This is a genomic window from Bradyrhizobium sp. LjRoot220 (assembly GCF_964252915.1).
Lineage (GTDB): Bacteria > Pseudomonadota > Alphaproteobacteria > Rhizobiales > Xanthobacteraceae > Bradyrhizobium.
Genome location: NZ_CAXUPS020000010.1, coordinates 65,643 through 80,041, shown reverse-complemented (window position 1 = coordinate 80,041; position 14,399 = coordinate 65,643). Strand labels below are relative to the sequence as shown.

At 63.9% G+C, this 14,399-nt stretch carries 12 protein-coding genes; 1 reads left to right on the top strand and 11 read right to left on the bottom strand.

Annotation, left to right across the window (positions count from 1 at the left end):
• Window positions 1-15 precede the first annotated feature (15 nt).
• The 3 genes from ACSQ84_RS30775 to ald all read right to left on the bottom strand — a co-directional run bounded on the left by ACSQ84_RS30775 (window position 16) and on the right by ald (window position 4,719).
• On the bottom strand, window positions 16-1,620 hold the full coding sequence (locus ACSQ84_RS30775; RefSeq protein ID WP_436215492.1) for an ABC transporter substrate-binding protein: 1,605 nt from the start codon (window positions 1,618-1,620) through the stop codon (window positions 16-18).
• 226 nt (window positions 1,621-1,846) lie between these two features.
• Window positions 1,847-3,355: a PLP-dependent aminotransferase family protein gene (locus tag ACSQ84_RS30770; protein ID WP_436215491.1), complete on the bottom strand. Its 1,509-nt coding sequence runs from the start codon at window positions 3,353-3,355 to the stop codon at window positions 1,847-1,849.
• A gap of 251 nt (window positions 3,356-3,606) precedes the next feature.
• Complete coding sequence (ald, locus tag ACSQ84_RS30765) at window positions 3,607-4,719, bottom strand: alanine dehydrogenase (protein ID WP_436215490.1); 1,113 nt, start codon at window positions 4,717-4,719, stop codon at window positions 3,607-3,609.
• 133 nt (window positions 4,720-4,852) lie between these two features.
• Here ald and ACSQ84_RS30760 point away from each other — a divergent pair, with 133 nt between their 5' ends.
• Entirely contained in the window at window positions 4,853-5,347 is a 495-nt protein-coding gene (locus tag ACSQ84_RS30760; RefSeq protein WP_436215619.1) for an Lrp/AsnC family transcriptional regulator, read from the top strand.
• Window positions 5,348-5,488: 141 nt separating this feature from the next.
• Here ACSQ84_RS30760 and ACSQ84_RS30755 read toward each other — a convergent pair whose 3' ends face one another.
• From ACSQ84_RS30755 to ACSQ84_RS30720, 8 genes are all read right to left on the bottom strand, one after another.
• Complete coding sequence (locus tag ACSQ84_RS30755) at window positions 5,489-7,096, bottom strand: MFS transporter (protein WP_436215489.1); 1,608 nt, start codon at window positions 7,094-7,096, stop codon at window positions 5,489-5,491.
• Complete coding sequence (locus tag ACSQ84_RS30750) at window positions 7,093-8,163, bottom strand: HlyD family secretion protein (protein WP_436215488.1); 1,071 nt, start codon at window positions 8,161-8,163, stop codon at window positions 7,093-7,095. The genes ACSQ84_RS30755 and ACSQ84_RS30750 overlap by 4 nt, the downstream gene beginning before the upstream one ends.
• On the bottom strand, window positions 8,141-8,923 hold the full coding sequence (locus tag ACSQ84_RS30745) for a 3-hydroxybutyrate dehydrogenase (protein ID WP_436215487.1): 783 nt from the start codon (window positions 8,921-8,923) through the stop codon (window positions 8,141-8,143). Before ACSQ84_RS30745 ends, ACSQ84_RS30750 begins: the two co-directional genes overlap by 23 nt.
• Before the next feature lie 43 nt (window positions 8,924-8,966).
• Window positions 8,967-10,142 carry a DUF3734 domain-containing protein gene (locus ACSQ84_RS30740; protein ID WP_436215486.1) on the bottom strand — a complete coding sequence of 392 codons (1,176 nt, stop codon included), beginning with the start codon at window positions 10,140-10,142 and terminating at the stop codon, window positions 8,967-8,969.
• Between the two features lie 32 nt (window positions 10,143-10,174).
• Complete coding sequence (locus ACSQ84_RS30735) at window positions 10,175-10,975, bottom strand: acetoacetate decarboxylase (protein ID WP_436215485.1); 801 nt, start codon at window positions 10,973-10,975, stop codon at window positions 10,175-10,177.
• 101 nt (window positions 10,976-11,076) lie between these two features.
• Window positions 11,077-12,012, bottom strand: a complete 936-nt coding sequence (locus tag ACSQ84_RS30730; protein WP_436215484.1) for an MBL fold metallo-hydrolase — start codon at window positions 12,010-12,012, stop codon at window positions 11,077-11,079.
• Window positions 12,013-12,138: 126 nt separating this feature from the next.
• Window positions 12,139-13,059, bottom strand: coding sequence for an MBL fold metallo-hydrolase (locus ACSQ84_RS30725; protein ID WP_436215483.1), 921 nt, complete (start codon window positions 13,057-13,059; stop codon window positions 12,139-12,141).
• Between the two features lie 91 nt (window positions 13,060-13,150).
• The gene (locus ACSQ84_RS30720; protein WP_436215482.1) at window positions 13,151-14,368 is read right to left on the bottom strand and encodes an NAD(P)/FAD-dependent oxidoreductase; all 1,218 of its coding nucleotides are present in this window, start codon (window positions 14,366-14,368) and stop codon (window positions 13,151-13,153) included.
• Between the last annotated feature and the right edge of the window lie 31 nt (window positions 14,369-14,399).

Below are 14,399 nucleotides of genomic sequence, written 5' to 3'. Positions count from 1 at the left end.
AGCGAAGCCACGGCACTACTTGCGGCTCAAATCGCGAAAGTCGAGCTGGCGATGAAACCAGTAGGTATAGCCGTCGAGGTTCGGCGCCATCACGGCATCCTGGTTCGCCTGCCAAAGCATAACCAGCGGCATCTCCTTGACGTATTGGGCGATCATCTGCTTGCTCATCTCCTCGTACTTGGCCGGATCGAGCTCGAAGCGCGCCCTGGCGCCCAATTCGGTGACCACAGCGTCGTTCCACGAACTGTAGTTCCAGCGCTGTTCGCCGGTAAAGAAGTTACGGAAGAAATAGTCGGTGGTCGGAAGCCATGCCGTCGACCCTTCGGTAAAGAACGGCAACCGCTTGTCGCTGATAGCGGTGCTCATCTGGGCGTCGGGCAGCTTCTGAATGTCCACTTCGATAGCGATCTTCGCCAGCGCCTCCTTGATGAGCGCCGCCATCGGTTCGGTGATTGCTGCCGAGCCGACATTGATGCTGAACGTGGTCTTGAAACCGGCGGCCATGCCCGCCTCGGCAAGCAGTTGCCTGGCCTTGGCCAGATCGGTCCTGGTCGGCATCGGCTGCGGGAAATCTCCGGTCGGAGGCGCGCTCCAGGATGCTCCGAACAGGGCAAAGCCGCGCTTGAAAATCGCCGCTTCCAGCATGGAGTCATAAGGCAGCGCCGCGGCGATGGCCTGCCTCACCTTGACGTTGTCGAACGGCGCCATCCTTGTATTGAACGCGATCATCGTGAAGCCGTTGCTCTGCGGTGTCGAATCCACCCTGAGCTTGCCGCGGGACTGCAGCGCCAGCACGTCGCTCGCCTGAAGATCGGTGGCAATGTCGGCATCGCCTTTTTCGATCAGGTTGGCGCGGGTCGCAGGTTCCGGAACGGTCTGTTCGATGATGCGCTTGAAGAACGGCAGCTGGCCGTCGCGACCGCTCTTCCAATTATCATTCCGCCGCAGCACCACCTGCTCGCCCGGCCTGAAGGTCTCGATCGTGTAGGCACCGCTGCCGGCCGTATTGGTCTTCAGCCAGTCCTGCGCCCAGGGATCTTCCGGCGTCGCATGCTGCCTGGCCAGTTTGCTGTTGAAGATCGGCGCAAGGGGCGTGGCAAGATTGGAAAGCGCAAGCCGATCCGGCTTGGGCAACGTCACCGTGACGGTGCGCGCGTCGACGACGGCAAACTGATCGGGCGCCGTTAGCGAACCGGTCCCCAATTGGCCCTTTGAGAGCGACTTTGCACTGACAGCCCGGTCGAGCGACCATTTGACATCGTCGGCCGTGACGGGCGTACCGTCGTGCCACTTGGCGTCTCTCAGCTTGAACGTGATCTTGAGGCCGTCCGGGCTGATCTCGTAGCTCTCGGCAAGCTCGCCGCGGATTTTCGTACGATCGAACACCCAGACGCCGGCTTCGCGCTTGCGGTCGAACGCCACGAGGCGATCATAGGTGCTGGTCGAGACGCCGAATGCCTCCCGCGTGGCCCCGGGCATTGAAGGATCCAGCGTATTGATGCTGTTGCCGGTTACCTGACGAAGCGTCTCTGCGCGCGTTTGTGCCTGTACCACGGCCGGCGCCGACAAAAGATACGCCACGCCGATCAATAGCTTCAACGAGACTCCACGATCCGTCATCATCGCCCTGCTTCCCCTGTGAAGGCCACCCGGATAAATGTGTGACAGACTGGGCGAGCCGTCGCATAGAGCCAGAGTTGCCGCAAACAGGTGGGCCAGCCAGCCGAACCTGGCGCTGCTGTTGCTGCAGGGAATCCTTGCACTTATCCGTGCATCGCTGCCCACGAAACATGCAGAGCTGCCGCGCCGGAGGCGCGATTGCGATGTCTCCAACCGGTTGTTGCAGCTAGGAGGCCTGGCCGCGGAGGCACGCGGCCATTTTGGATATCAGCCGGCGTGCATCCTCTGTCTGCAGCCGCCCATATCCAAACACCAATCCCTGCCGCGTAGGTACGCCGAGATAGTTCTGCGACAGCGGCTGCACGTGAATGCCGGTTTGCAGCAGCAGCTTTACCGCCTCCGTGTCGCTCATTCGCGCCCGCATTCGTTCGGTAAAGAAGGCGACCAGATGCAGCCCGGTCGCCGCCGATGACACGGTGAGATCGTTCGGCATCAACGTGGCGATCGCGTCGATCAAGGCAGCCCGCCGCGCGGCGTAAACCTTCCGCATTCGTCGCAGGTGCCTCAGCAGGTGTCCTTCGCGCATGAATTCCGCCAGTGCGAGCTGCCCGATTCCCGACGTGTGGACATCGATCCGGGCGCGACCTTTCGAGAACGCCCGGATGAGGCGTTCGTCGGCGATCATGTAGCCGATACGCAAGCTAGGCATCATCAGCTTCGAGAATGTCCCAAGATAGACCACGCGTCCGTCACGATCGAGCGACCGCAGCGAGGCGATCATGCTGTCCTGATGCCTGAACTCCGAATTGTAATCATCCTCGATGATCCAGGCATCATTCTTGTTCGCCCAGTCCAAAAGCTCGAGCCGCCGCTCCAGCCCCATGCTGACGCCGATCGGATATTGATGCGAGGGCGTCACGACCACGAGCTTGGCAGTCGGCGCCAGCCGAATTCCCTCGGATATGCAGAGGCCCTTGTCGTCGACAGGCACCGGAATGAGTTTCGCGCCGGCCGCGGTCAGCGTCCACCGGGCTTCGACGAACCCGGGCTCCTCGACCCACACTTCATCGCGGTGATCGAGCATCATGCGGCTGCAAAAATCCAGCGCACCCGAAGTGCCTGATGTCACGGCCACATTGCCCGGCGCGCAGACCAGACCGCGCACCGATCCGAGGAAATTGGCGATTTCGCTCCGCAGCGCCGGATGCCCCTCGGGCGGAAGGTCCAGACAGTCGGAGTTTTTGGGATTCTGCCAGGCCTGCCGCAACAGCCTCGCCCATTCCTTGAACGGAAAGCTGGAAACATCCGGCGCACCGGGACTGAATTCGGACTTCCAGTTGGTGTCGTATTCGAATGCCAGCAGGGACCGCCAGCGATCGGAGACCGGGCCAATCTCGCTAGCAGTTGAATCCCGCCCTGAGGACGACGCCGCCACCGCCGGGCTCACTTGCGCCTGCTTGACCGACGCCACGGTGACGCCTCCGCGCGGGGTCGATTCCAAGTAACCTTCGGCGTAGAGCAAATCCCACGCCGTCAGAATCACCGTTCGCGAACAGCCCAATTCGCGCGCGATCAGCCGCGAACCGAGAAACTGCGTGCCGGCCGGAAGCACCCCCTGCAGGATACCGTTCCGGAGATGCGCGGCGATCTGCAGGTGAATCGGAACCGCTGAGGCACGATCGATATGCATTCCGGCGATCGACACGCGCTGCTTCTGGGGGCGGGATTTTTCCATAGACGAAGGATTTAACCCGGAGCGCGGCCAACCAGCAAACCCCGGTCTTCATATACCCGTTCTGAAACGATCGCCCCGGCAACGATAGCGCAGCACCTTTCAGTTCGGCTTGCGCGCGTTCGTTGTTGCTGGATTTTCTTTGATCTCTCGGTGCCCGCACCACCTTTGACGCGTTGAGAAAATTGAGCCCTCGCATCCATGATGGGGGCGACCGAAGCCCATACATTTCAATTGGTTACATCACGCCGGCCTCAGATCGCCGTCCTCTCGATCGGCGAGAACGGCATGCCGAGACTCCTGGCCACCGGTTCGCAGGTCAGCCGGCCCCGGTAGACGTTCAGACCAGCGCGCAAATGCGGATTCTCGAGCACGGCTGCAAATCCCTTGTTGGCAAGCGCCAGGCCGAAGGGCAGCGTCGCGTTATTCAGCGCCTGGCTGGAGGTCAGCGGAACAGCGCCCGGCATGTTGGCGACGCAGTAGTGGATGACGCCCGCCACCTCATAGGTGGGATCATCATGGGTGGTCGGGTGCGACGTTTCAAAGCAGCCACCCTGGTCGATCGCAACGTCCACGATCACCGATCCCTTGCGCATCGAATTCAACATGTCTCGCGTGACCAGCTTCGGCGCACTCGCTCCCGGAACAAGCACCGCACCGATGACGACATCGGCGGCAAACACCTCTTCCTCGATGCTGTCGATGGTCGAGAATTTCGTACGGACACGCCCCAGAAACAGGTCGTCCAACTGGCGCAGACGGCTTAGCGAACGGTCGAGAATGGTGACCTCGGCGCCGAGGCCAGCCGCCATGCGCGCCGCGTGCGTTCCGACGACGCCGCCTCCGATCACCACGATACGGGCCGGCTGGACACCCGGCACGCCCCCGATCAAAAGACCCCGGCCTCCCGCATGCCGCCGCAACGCGGCGCCGGCCGCTTCGATCGCAAGCCGGCCCGCCACTTCGCTCATCGGCGCCAGCAGCGGCAGGCCGCCATGGGCATCGGTCACGGTCTCATAGGCGATCGCGGTGCATCCGGACGCCAGCAGGCCTTTGGCCTGGTCCGGATCGGGCGCCAGGTGCAGATAGGTGAAGAGAATCTGGTCTTGCCGCAGCTGCGACCATTCGGAGGCTTGCGGCTCCTTGACCTTGACGATCATCTGGCTCGACGCGAACACCTCGCGGGCGGAGTCCAGCACGCTAGCGCCGGCCTTGCGATAGAGGTCGTCCGTTGCGCCGATGCCGGCGCCGGCATTGGTCTCGACCGCGACGCTGTGCCCGGCCGCCACGTATTCGCGAACGGCCCCCGGCGTGAGACCGACACGGTATTCGTGCGTCTTGATCTCCCTGGGTACCCCGATCTTCATTGCAACCTCCCATGTATGCCCTCCCTGTTCTAAGCAGGAAGCCGGTTTGTTTCCCGGCGAAACTTGCGCAATGACCAGTAGATGGTGCAGAAATTCAACGAGAATTGGCCCAATTGCGCAGGATTATAAACATATGGACCACGACAAGATCGATATGACGATTCTCGCCGAACTCAGCGCCAACGCGCGGGTGAGTCAGACCGAGCTGGCGGACCGGGTGGGGCTTTCGAGCACCGCGATCGCGCGCCGGCAGCGCGCGCTGGAAGACGAAGGCTACATCAGGGGGTATCAGGCCATCCTTGATCCGAGCCGGTTTGGCCTCAACACGACCGTGCTGGTCAGAATCGCGCTCAACAGCCAAAGTGACGACGCGCTGAAATCGTTCGAAGCCGCCGTCATCAACTGCCCGTCAGTGATCCGCACCTTTCTGATGTCGGGAAGCGACGACTATCTCCTGATCGTGCTGGCGCGCGATATCGAAGACTTCGAGAGAATTCATCGGACTGAACTGTCCCGCCTACCGCTCGTTTCGCGCATCCAGTCGAACTTCGCGCTTCGCGAGATCATCAATCGTGCGGTCCCCCCGGCGATCTTTGGAAAACCGGGGCGTCCAGCACGCAAGCGATAAACGATTCAACGCAGATAATCCCATGCCCGCTGGCCAGCCACCGGCAATGGCCCGCCATCGCTGATCGCTGAGACGATGTCAGAGCGGGCTTCTTGCTTCGGTTCGGCATTGTCCGCTCGAGCGGACGCGGGACGTCTCATGTTACGGCTCCTCCTTCCGGGATGACTGCGCCGCGTGCGCTTTCGCGTATCGGTGGAATCCGATCTTGATGGTCACCAGCACCGGCGCGGCGATCACGAAAAGCAAAGCGACTGCATTGAACGCGGTGTCGAAGGCGATCACGGTGGACTGACCCGTGACGGCTCTGCCCAGCAGGCTCGTGGCCGCCCGGCTGGCGGCCATGGCGTCCATTCCTCTTGCAACCAGCATGGCCGTCGTCGCCGCCAGCCGCTCGCTGACCGCGGGAACGCCCGCGGCGACGTGGGCGCCGAGCACCGCAACATTGGCGGCAACGTTATGGTCGATCAGTGTCTGCAGTCCGGCGACCCCCATCAGGCCGCCAAGCTGGCGGCCCGCATTGAACAGACCGATGCCAGATGCACGGTTGCGGTCATTGAGATTGCTGAACGCGATCAGCGTGATCGACAGGAACAGGAAGCCAAGGCCCAAGCCGCGCAACAGAATGGCTGCCATCATGTCGCGCGCGCCGCTTTCGCTGGTCGAGCCGGACAGCATCCACATCGCAACCATGATCATCAGGATTCCAAACGGCACTGTGGCGACCGGAGGAACGCGGCGGACTTGCATGAGGAAAGCGGCGATGAGCAGCGTGCCGACAAAAAATGCGCCGCTTGGCAACAAGAGCAGACCGGCGTCGGTCGGCCTGAAGGCAAGGACGGATACGGCAAACGACGGGATCAGGAATGCACTGCCGAACAGCGCGGCGCCGGCGACAAAGCTGACAATGAAGGCGAAGGAAAAATCTTCCGACCGGAACAGGGTGAAATCGAGCAGACCACGGCCTTTGGCGAGCACCTGCTGGCCGAGAAATAGCAACAGGGTGGCGGCGCCCAGGACGGTGAGCCACAGGATGCGAGGTTCCTCGAACCAGCGCCATCGGTTGCCCTGACTGAATACATAGGTGAGGCAGAAAAAAGCAGCTGACATCAGTGAGAAGCCGATCCAATCGAACGGACGGCGCACGACCGCCGCAGGCCTCGGGCCGTCCGCGATCAACAGAACGCCGGCAGCCGCCAGCGCCACCGGAACAACGCTGACAAAAATCCATGTCCATGACTGGCTGTCGAGCAACCATCCCTGGAGAGCCGGGGCAATGGTCCCGGGAGCGACGACCGATCCCATCGCAAACAAGGCTTGAAGGATCGGTTGGTGGGCGCGCGGATAAGCGAAAAAAAGGAGCGCCTGGCCGCCGACAAGCAAGGTGCCTCCGGAGAAGCCCTGTATCATGCGCAGTGCGACCAACAGGTCCAGCCGGGCTGTGATGACGGCAATGCCACACGCCGCACCCATGACCAGCGTCGAGCCGATGATCAGTTTGTGCGGATTGATGCGGGTCAGCAGCCAGGGGGTGGTCATGAACCCGATGAGCTTCATCGCGGTGTATCCGATGTCCAGCCACGCGGCCTCATCGGGAGTTGCGTAGGTGTCGCCGATAATGTAGCCGCGCCCGAGCGACAGCACGGTACCTGCGATCGCCTCCGTCAACGTCGCAATCACGACACCCACGACAAGAAGAACTCCTGCCACAGATCCGGCGCGGCCCGGCGTATCGGCGACGGCGATGGTCATGAGCCGCTTCTCCGGTCAACCTCGACACGCGCGGACAGGCCGGGCACCAGACGGCCGGGCAATGGGTTGCTGTCAAACCGGATCTTCACCGGTACGCGTTGAACGACGCGAATGAAGTTTCCCGTCGCATTGTCGGCGGGGAACAGACTGAAGGCAGAGCCGCTGCCGGGCGCGAAGCTGTCTACCAGGCCTTCGATCGTCTCATTCGGGTAGCCGTCGACCGTGATGCGGACGCGCTGACCGGGCCGGATATGTTCGATCTGGGTTTCCTTGAAGTTCGCCACGACCCACACGTCCTTGACCGGCACGATGTCAAGCAAGGAGGCGCCCGGCGCGACAAGCCGGCCGATGCGGACCTGGCGGTTGCCGATCACGCCGTCGACCGGCGCATGTACCACCGTGTTATCGAGGTCGATCTGGGCAAGATCGCGTGCGGCCTGTGCCTGCGCCACGGCCGCAACGGCAGCCTCGCGCTGGGTGGCAAGCACGGCAATGCGCTGCTGCTGCGCCTCCACCACAGCCGACGCCGCCGACACGCCCGCCTCGGCCCTCGACAGCGCCGCGTCGCTTTCATCGACCGCGGCCTGGCTGACGGCATTGGTGCGGATCAGTTCGCGGCGGCGATCCGAGGCCTTGGCCGCCAGATTCCTCTCGGCCACGGCCGAACGTCGTTGCGCCTCGGCCTGCCGAACCAGGGCATGCTGAAGCTGAGTGTCGGCATCGACGTTGGTAAGGCGGGCCTGCGCAGCCTCGACATTGGCCGCCGCCTGCGCAAGCTTTGCGCGATAGTCACGGTCGTCGATCCGGAACAGGACGTCGCCCGCCCGGACGTTCTGATTGTCCTCAACCTCCACGGTCGTGACGTAGCCCGCAACCTTTGGGGCGAGCGAGGTCACGTCACCGCGGACATAGGCGTTGTCGGTCGACGTCTCGCCGTTCGAACGAGCCTTCCATCCCGTAGCCACCATCACCACGGCGCCAAGGACCAGCAGCAAGCCGACCATCTTTTTCTTGCTGGATGAATGATTGCTCATTTGCGCCTCGCTACCGTGCGGTCCAGCCGCCATCGACGGAGATGGTCGTGCCGGTGATCTGCTCTGCCGCCGCGGAGCACAGGAACGCGACGGTGCCGCCGAGCTGCTCCGGAGAGGCAAACTCCAGCGACGGTTGCTTCTCGGACAAGAGTTCTTCGGAGGCTTGCTTCTGGCTGATGCGGCGGTCCGCGGCGATGTCGCTGATCTGCTTTTCGACCAGCGGCGTGCGCACCCAGCCGGGACAGACCGCATTGCAGGTGACACCGCTGCCGGCGGTCTCCAGGCCGACCACCTTGGTCAGGCCGACCATCCCGTGCTTGGCCGCGACATAGGCGGCCTTGTGCGTCGAGGCGACGAGGCCGTGCGCGGAGGCGATATTGACGATCCGTCCCCAGCGCTGCTTCTTCATCTGGGGCACCGCCGCTGCAATGCCGTGGAACGCTGCCGACAGGTTGATCGCGAGGATCGCATCCCATTTCGCCGCCGGAAACTCGTCGACCGGCGCGGTGAACTGGATGCCGGCGTTGTTGACGAGGATGTCGAGGCGGTCGAATTTCCCGATCGTCGCGGCAATCAATCCGCGCACGGCGTCGCCCTTGGACATGTCGGCGCCGTCATAGACGACGCGCACGCCGTGGTCGCGTTCGATTCTCCTGCGGATCGTCTCGATCTCGCCGGCGTCGCCGAAGCCGTTCAAGACGATGTCGGCGCCGGCCTTCGCCAGCTCTCGGGCGATGCCGAGGCCGATGCCGCTGGTCGATCCGGTTACGATGGCTGCCTTGCCTTTCAACATTGGAATTCCTTTCGAGATCTTGAGAAATGAAATCGTCGCGATCTCAGTCGCGGCGATGCACGTCGTGTGTGACGATGCCGAGCTCAGGAGCCGGCGGTTCGAGGCGCGACGGATCAGCCAGCGTGCGGCGAATGTCGTCGAGCCCGCTCTGCCAATGCGTGCGCATCGCGCTGAGCCCGAACTCATAGTCCCTCGAATGGCCTTCGTAGATCTTGGACTGGTAGATCAGGTGCACGATGTTGTAGGAGCGATGGCGGGCCATATCGGCGATGGCGCGGATTTCCGGCTTCGCCTTTGCGCTTTCCGGCAGCTCCTCCATGGTTCGCTGCAAGGCCTGACGCATCTTCTGCATCCGCAGCACCTGGTCGGTGACGGCGCGTGTGCGGCTGGAATACTGGATGTCCTTCTGCCGGCTCGACACCTCCATCAGGTCCTGGGGGACGCGGCCCCGCGCCGACCAGAGATCGATCTGGAATGTCAGCGTGTCGCATGGCTCGCCGGACAGCACCCGGGACAGCGGTGTGTTCGAAACCACGCCGCCATCCCAATAATGCTCGCCTTCGATTTCGACGGCGGGGAATCCTGGCGGCAGCGCACCGGAAGCCATGAAATGCTTCGGTCCGAGGCGCCGTTCGGCGGTGTCGAAGTAGGTCAAATTGCCGGTGCGAACGTTGACCGCGCCGACGCTGACGCGCACTTCGCCCGAGTTGAGCCGGTCGAAGTCGACGAGCCGCTCCAGCGTCTGATGCAACGGCGCCGTGTCATAGAAGCTGGTCGCGGCATCGCCCGTGAAGGGCGACCAGAGCGGCGACGGGAAGCGCGGCTTGAAGAAGCCGGGCTGACCCTGGACCAGGGCCCTGGTCGCCGCCATCCTGTTGCGCACCGAGGTGATGTCGAATGCAAAGGGCAAGGCATTGGCCAGCCCTTCGCCGGCGGGCCACTCGATCGAAAATGCACAGATCGTCTCCCAGAACTCGCGCAGCCGCTGCACGCGCTCGCCTTCGGGCGAGCCGGCGATGATGGCGGCGTTGAGCGCGCCGATCGAAATACCGGCCAGCCAGTTCGGCCGGATGCCGGCTTCGTGCAGGCCCTCATAGACACCGGCCTGATAGGCGCCAAGCGCGCCGCCGCCTTGCAGCACCAGAGCGACGACATCGTACGGCAGCGGCCTGGTTTGCTGCAGCACCGGACCGGTTGGTTCACGCATCACGTTCAACATTGCCAAAACTCCCTGCATGGTGGCTGACCCGATCAGCCGGCGTTTGCTTCGATCAAGATTTCGGACCCGGTGCCGCGACGGCGTAACGTCGCGCCAGGTGCCAGATAGTCGTGGACCACGGTGCCAAGCCCGAGTGTGAGGTCGGCAACAACGTGCTTGGCCGACAACACCTGAAGCACCGGCAGTTCGGCGACGGGGGCGAGCGCATGCGAGCACAGGTCGAGCGCCGCCGGCCCGGTCCATGCACCCTTCACGGTGATGTCCTCGAGGTGGAAGCGCACCAGCTCGCAAATACGGGCCGTGCCGTCGACATGCGGGATGATCTTGAGCAGGAAGTTGGGTGCGGCGAGTTTTCTGGCTTCCACTGAGGTATCGAGCGCGCGGTGCTTGTAGCCCATGGTGCCGGTGGCGATACGGACCGAGCCGTAGTTCAAGGTGCCGACCAGCGTGTCGGTCTCGACGGCGAGTTTCGGCTGCGCCAGCTTCTTGGGAAAACCCCACAGCTCGCGCCCGCCGGCAATCGGCGGATGATCGTTGAGGAACATCTGGTGGACGAAGCTGCCGGTCTGGCCCTGGTAAGACACCGGGATAACCTGGCCGCTTTCGGTGTAGTCGCCGAAGCCGGTGGAGTCAGGCATCCGGATGAACTCGTAGTTCACCACCGGCTCGGTCAGTGCCAGCGGCTCCGGCACGATCCGGCGCAACGCTTCGGGATCGGTGCGGTACTGGATGATGAAGTATTCGCGGTTGATGAACCGGTAGGGTCCGGGTGGAAAGGCCGAGTTCGTCAGCGGCATGGCGAACGCTGTCGCGCGCACGGTGTCGTGTTTCATCGGTAACTCCAAAAGGATTTGGGGTGAGCGGGCCGCGCGCCAGTGCTGGAAACGCGGCCCGTATCGAATGAAGCGCTTGCGCTTTCGTTCAGACCGTGCGGTCAGAAGTCCCAGAACACCGGCACCCAGCGAAAGGCGTCGCCGTCGACCGCCACTCGCCCGACCGATGGAAACGGCAGGTGTGTGGCCACCAGCAGTCCGCCAGTCTCGGCCAGCTCCCGCAACAGATTGATACGAACGCGGGCCGACTCCTCGGGGTCGTGTTCGAAGCCGTTGTACCATTCGGGGTGTTCGAACCCGACCGCGAACACGAGGTCCCCGGCGAACGTCAGCCGGTCGCCGCCGGACGCCACGCGGACCACGCTGTGCCCGGGGGTATGGCCGCCGGTGCGATGGACGACCACCCCCGGCGCCACCTCGTGCTCCTCCTCGAACAACCGCAGCTGGCTGCGGTACTGTTTCACGAACTGCTTGGCGGCCGAGCGAAGCGCGTCCGGGAATCCGGGCGGCATCGAGACCTGGGAGAAATCGGGCGCCTCCCAGAACTTGACCTCGGCGGCCGCCACGTGGATGCGAAGGTCCGGACGCAGCCGCTCCTTCACGCCGTCGACCAGCAGCCCGCCAACGTGGTCCATGTGCATGTGGGTCAGCACCACGTCCGTCACGGACGCAAGGTCGATGCCGGCGGCCTCCAGTCGCTTGATCAGCTGCCCGGCCCGCGGCAAGTGCAAGTCCGGATCGCAGCCCAGTCCGGCGTCGACGAGGATGGTCTGGCTGCCGCTGCGCACCACGACCACGTTCAGCGCCCAATCGAAAGCGTCCGGCGGCAGGAACATCTCGTCCAGCCAGGCCGCCCGGGCGGCCGGCTCGACATTGTGTGCCAGCATTGCGGTTGGCAGCGGCAGCACGCCGTCGCTGACCACCAGCACGTCGATGTCGCCGACCCGCACCGCGTAGCGCGACGGAACCAAATCGTTGGGGCCCGGTGCACCGGGATGTGAGGCGTTGTCGAGGCTTATGTTTGTCTCATGCTTCATGGTGTTGTCTCCTGTTTCACGGTGAAGGGTTTTGGCTGGTCTTGCTGAGCAGGCCGCGCAGCCAGCGCGGAACGCGGCCCGTTTCGGATGACGCGCTTGCTGCGCGCCCTTGTTCGCGTATTGGGGTCAGTAGTCCCACCAGGTCGGCACCCAGCGAAAAACGTCGCCGGCGACCGCTACCCGTCCGATGGAGGGGAACGGCATGTGCGTCGACGCCAGCCACGAGCCGGTTGTCGCCAGCTCCCGCATGAGCCGGATGCGGACACGGGTCGCCTCCTCGGGGTCGTGTTCGAAACCGTTGTGCCATTCGGGATGGTCGAACGAGACCGGGAAGATGGCGTCACCGCCGAACATCAGCCGGTCGCCGCCGGACGCCAGCCGCACAACGCTGTGCCCGGGCGTGTGGCCCCCGGTGCGCGCGACGACCACCCCCGGCGCCACCTCGTATTCTTCCTCGAAGGTGCGCAGCTGGCTGCGGTACTCCTTCAAGAACCGCGTGGCGGCCGAACGAGCCACTTCCGCGAGCGCCGGCGGCATGCCGGTGCGGGAGAAATCGGGCGCCGCCCAGAACTTGACCTCGGCGGCGGCCACGTGGATCCGCAGGTCCGGACGCAACCGGTCCTTCACCCCGTCGACAAGCAGCCCGCCAACGTGGTCGAAGTGCATGTGGGTCAGCACCACGTCGGTCACCGATGTAAGATCGATGCCGGCGGCCTCCAGTCGATGGACCAAATGCCCGGCCCGCGGAAAGTCCGGGACCTCCACCCCTAGCCCGCTGTCGATGAGGATGGTCTGGCCGCCGCTGCGCACCACGACCTCGTTCAGCGCCCAATCGAACGCGTCCCGCGACAGGAACATGTCGTCCAGCCAGGCCGCCCGGACGGCCGGGTCGGCGTTTGTGGCCATTGACTCGGCTGGTGGCGTTACCACCCCATCGCTGATCACCATTACGTCAATCTCGCCGACCCGCAGCGCGTAGCGCGACGGAACCAACTCGTCGGGTCCCCGTCTCGCGAGGAGTGAGCTGTTGTTCAGGTTCACGTTCATGTGTGTCTCCTGCTTCATGGTAGAGCTGGCTGGTCTCGGTTGAGCAGGCCGCGCAGCCAGCGAGAAGCGCGGCCCGTTTCGCGTGAAGCGTCTAGAGGAAGCCGGTCACGTCAGTCACACGTTCCGGATCGGCCGAGGCCAGCGCCGCGGCACGCTCGGCCTGCGGCGGATAGATCCACACCGTGTTGATCTCCTGCTTGGTCTTCTTGCCGACGTCGCCGACCATCTTGACCTTGCGCTCCCAGCCGGTCGTGAACAGCGCACCGGCTTCACCGAGGTCGAGGCAGGTGACGTATGCCTTCTGGTGATACGGCTTGGTCGGCACATCAAGCAGTTCGGCGGCGGCATTGTTGCCGGCGAAGGCGCCCATCCGCGTGGCGTGCTGGCACGACATCAGCGCGTAGTTGCCGCTATCGTCGCACGCCGCGCGGGCGGCATCGCCGGTGGCGAAGACGCCGTCCACTCCCGGAACGCGCAAATCCCGGTCGACCAGCAGGCGGCCGAAATTATCGCGCTCGGCCGGGATTTGCTGGGTCAACGGCGCGGCGCGAATGCCGGCCGCCCAGATCACGGTCTCGGCTTCGATATGTTCGCCATTGGAAAGCGTGACGCCGGATTGATCGAGCGACGCAACACCAGCGCCGAGCCGGATTTCCACGCCGACTTTGCGCAGGGCCTCCTCGATGACAGGACGAGGGCCCTCGCCCATATCAGGTGCGATCGCCTTGTTGCGGTCGACGATGATGACGCGTGTCTTGGCGTCCTTGCCGAGGATCTCGCGCAGTCGCGAGGGCATCTCGGTGGCCGCCTCGATGCCGGTGAACCCGCCGCCGGCCACGACGACCGTGTCGCGCCCGTTCAGCGCCGGCCGTTTCGCCAGACCGTGCAAATGCTTGTCGAGGGCGATCGCATCATCGAGTGAGTCGACGCTAAATCCGTGTTCGGCAAGGCCCGGAATATTCGGGCGGAACAGCCGGCTGCCGGTGGCCACGACCAGACGGTCGTAGGAGAGCGTCTTTCGCGTGCCTTTGGCTGTTGCGATCTGCACCATGCCGGACTTTGTGTCGATGGTCTCGGCGCTGCCTTGCACGTAGGTAACGTCGATCGCCTTGAGCACATCCAGCAGTGGCGCCGTCAGCGTTTCGGGCTTCGGCTCGTAGAGCCGTGGGCGAACCACCAGCGTTGGCTCCGGTGCAACCAGTGCGATCTCGAGCTGTTCGGGTGAAGCACCCTGGATGTCGCGCAGGCGGGCAGCGGAAAGTGCGGCGTACATGCCGGCGAAGCCGGCGCCTATGATGACTATTCGCATGTGGTCTCTCCTGTGGTTTGATACTCTCGAA

Bases quoted from the DNA above. Each gene is read 5' to 3' on its own strand.
- ACSQ84_RS30760 (WP_436215619.1), top strand. From the start codon at position 4,853: ATGGACCACGACAAGATCGATATGACGATTCTCGCCGAACTCAGCGCC.
- ACSQ84_RS30775 (WP_436215492.1), bottom strand. From the start codon at position 1,620: ATGACGGATCGTGGAGTCTCGTTGAAGCTATTGATCGGCGTGGCGTAT.
- ald (WP_436215490.1), bottom strand. From the start codon at position 4,719: ATGAAGATCGGGGTACCCAGGGAGATCAAGACGCACGAATACCGTGTC.
- ACSQ84_RS30755 (WP_436215489.1), bottom strand. From the start codon at position 7,096: ATGACCATCGCCGTCGCCGATACGCCGGGCCGCGCCGGATCTGTGGCA.
- ACSQ84_RS30750 (WP_436215488.1), bottom strand. From the start codon at position 8,163: ATGGCGGCTGGACCGCACGGTAGCGAGGCGCAAATGAGCAATCATTCA.
- ACSQ84_RS30720 (WP_436215482.1), bottom strand. From the start codon at position 14,368: ATGCGAATAGTCATCATAGGCGCCGGCTTCGCCGGCATGTACGCCGCA.
- ACSQ84_RS30730 (WP_436215484.1), bottom strand. From the start codon at position 12,012: ATGAAGCATGAGACAAACATAAGCCTCGACAACGCCTCACATCCCGGT.
- ACSQ84_RS30735 (WP_436215485.1), bottom strand. From the start codon at position 10,975: ATGAAACACGACACCGTGCGCGCGACAGCGTTCGCCATGCCGCTGACG.
- ACSQ84_RS30770 (WP_436215491.1), bottom strand. From the start codon at position 3,355: ATGGAAAAATCCCGCCCCCAGAAGCAGCGCGTGTCGATCGCCGGAATG.
- ACSQ84_RS30740 (WP_436215486.1), bottom strand. From the start codon at position 10,142: ATGTTGAACGTGATGCGTGAACCAACCGGTCCGGTGCTGCAGCAAACC.
- ACSQ84_RS30725 (WP_436215483.1), bottom strand. From the start codon at position 13,059: ATGAACGTGAACCTGAACAACAGCTCACTCCTCGCGAGACGGGGACCC.
- ACSQ84_RS30745 (WP_436215487.1), bottom strand. From the start codon at position 8,923: ATGTTGAAAGGCAAGGCAGCCATCGTAACCGGATCGACCAGCGGCATC.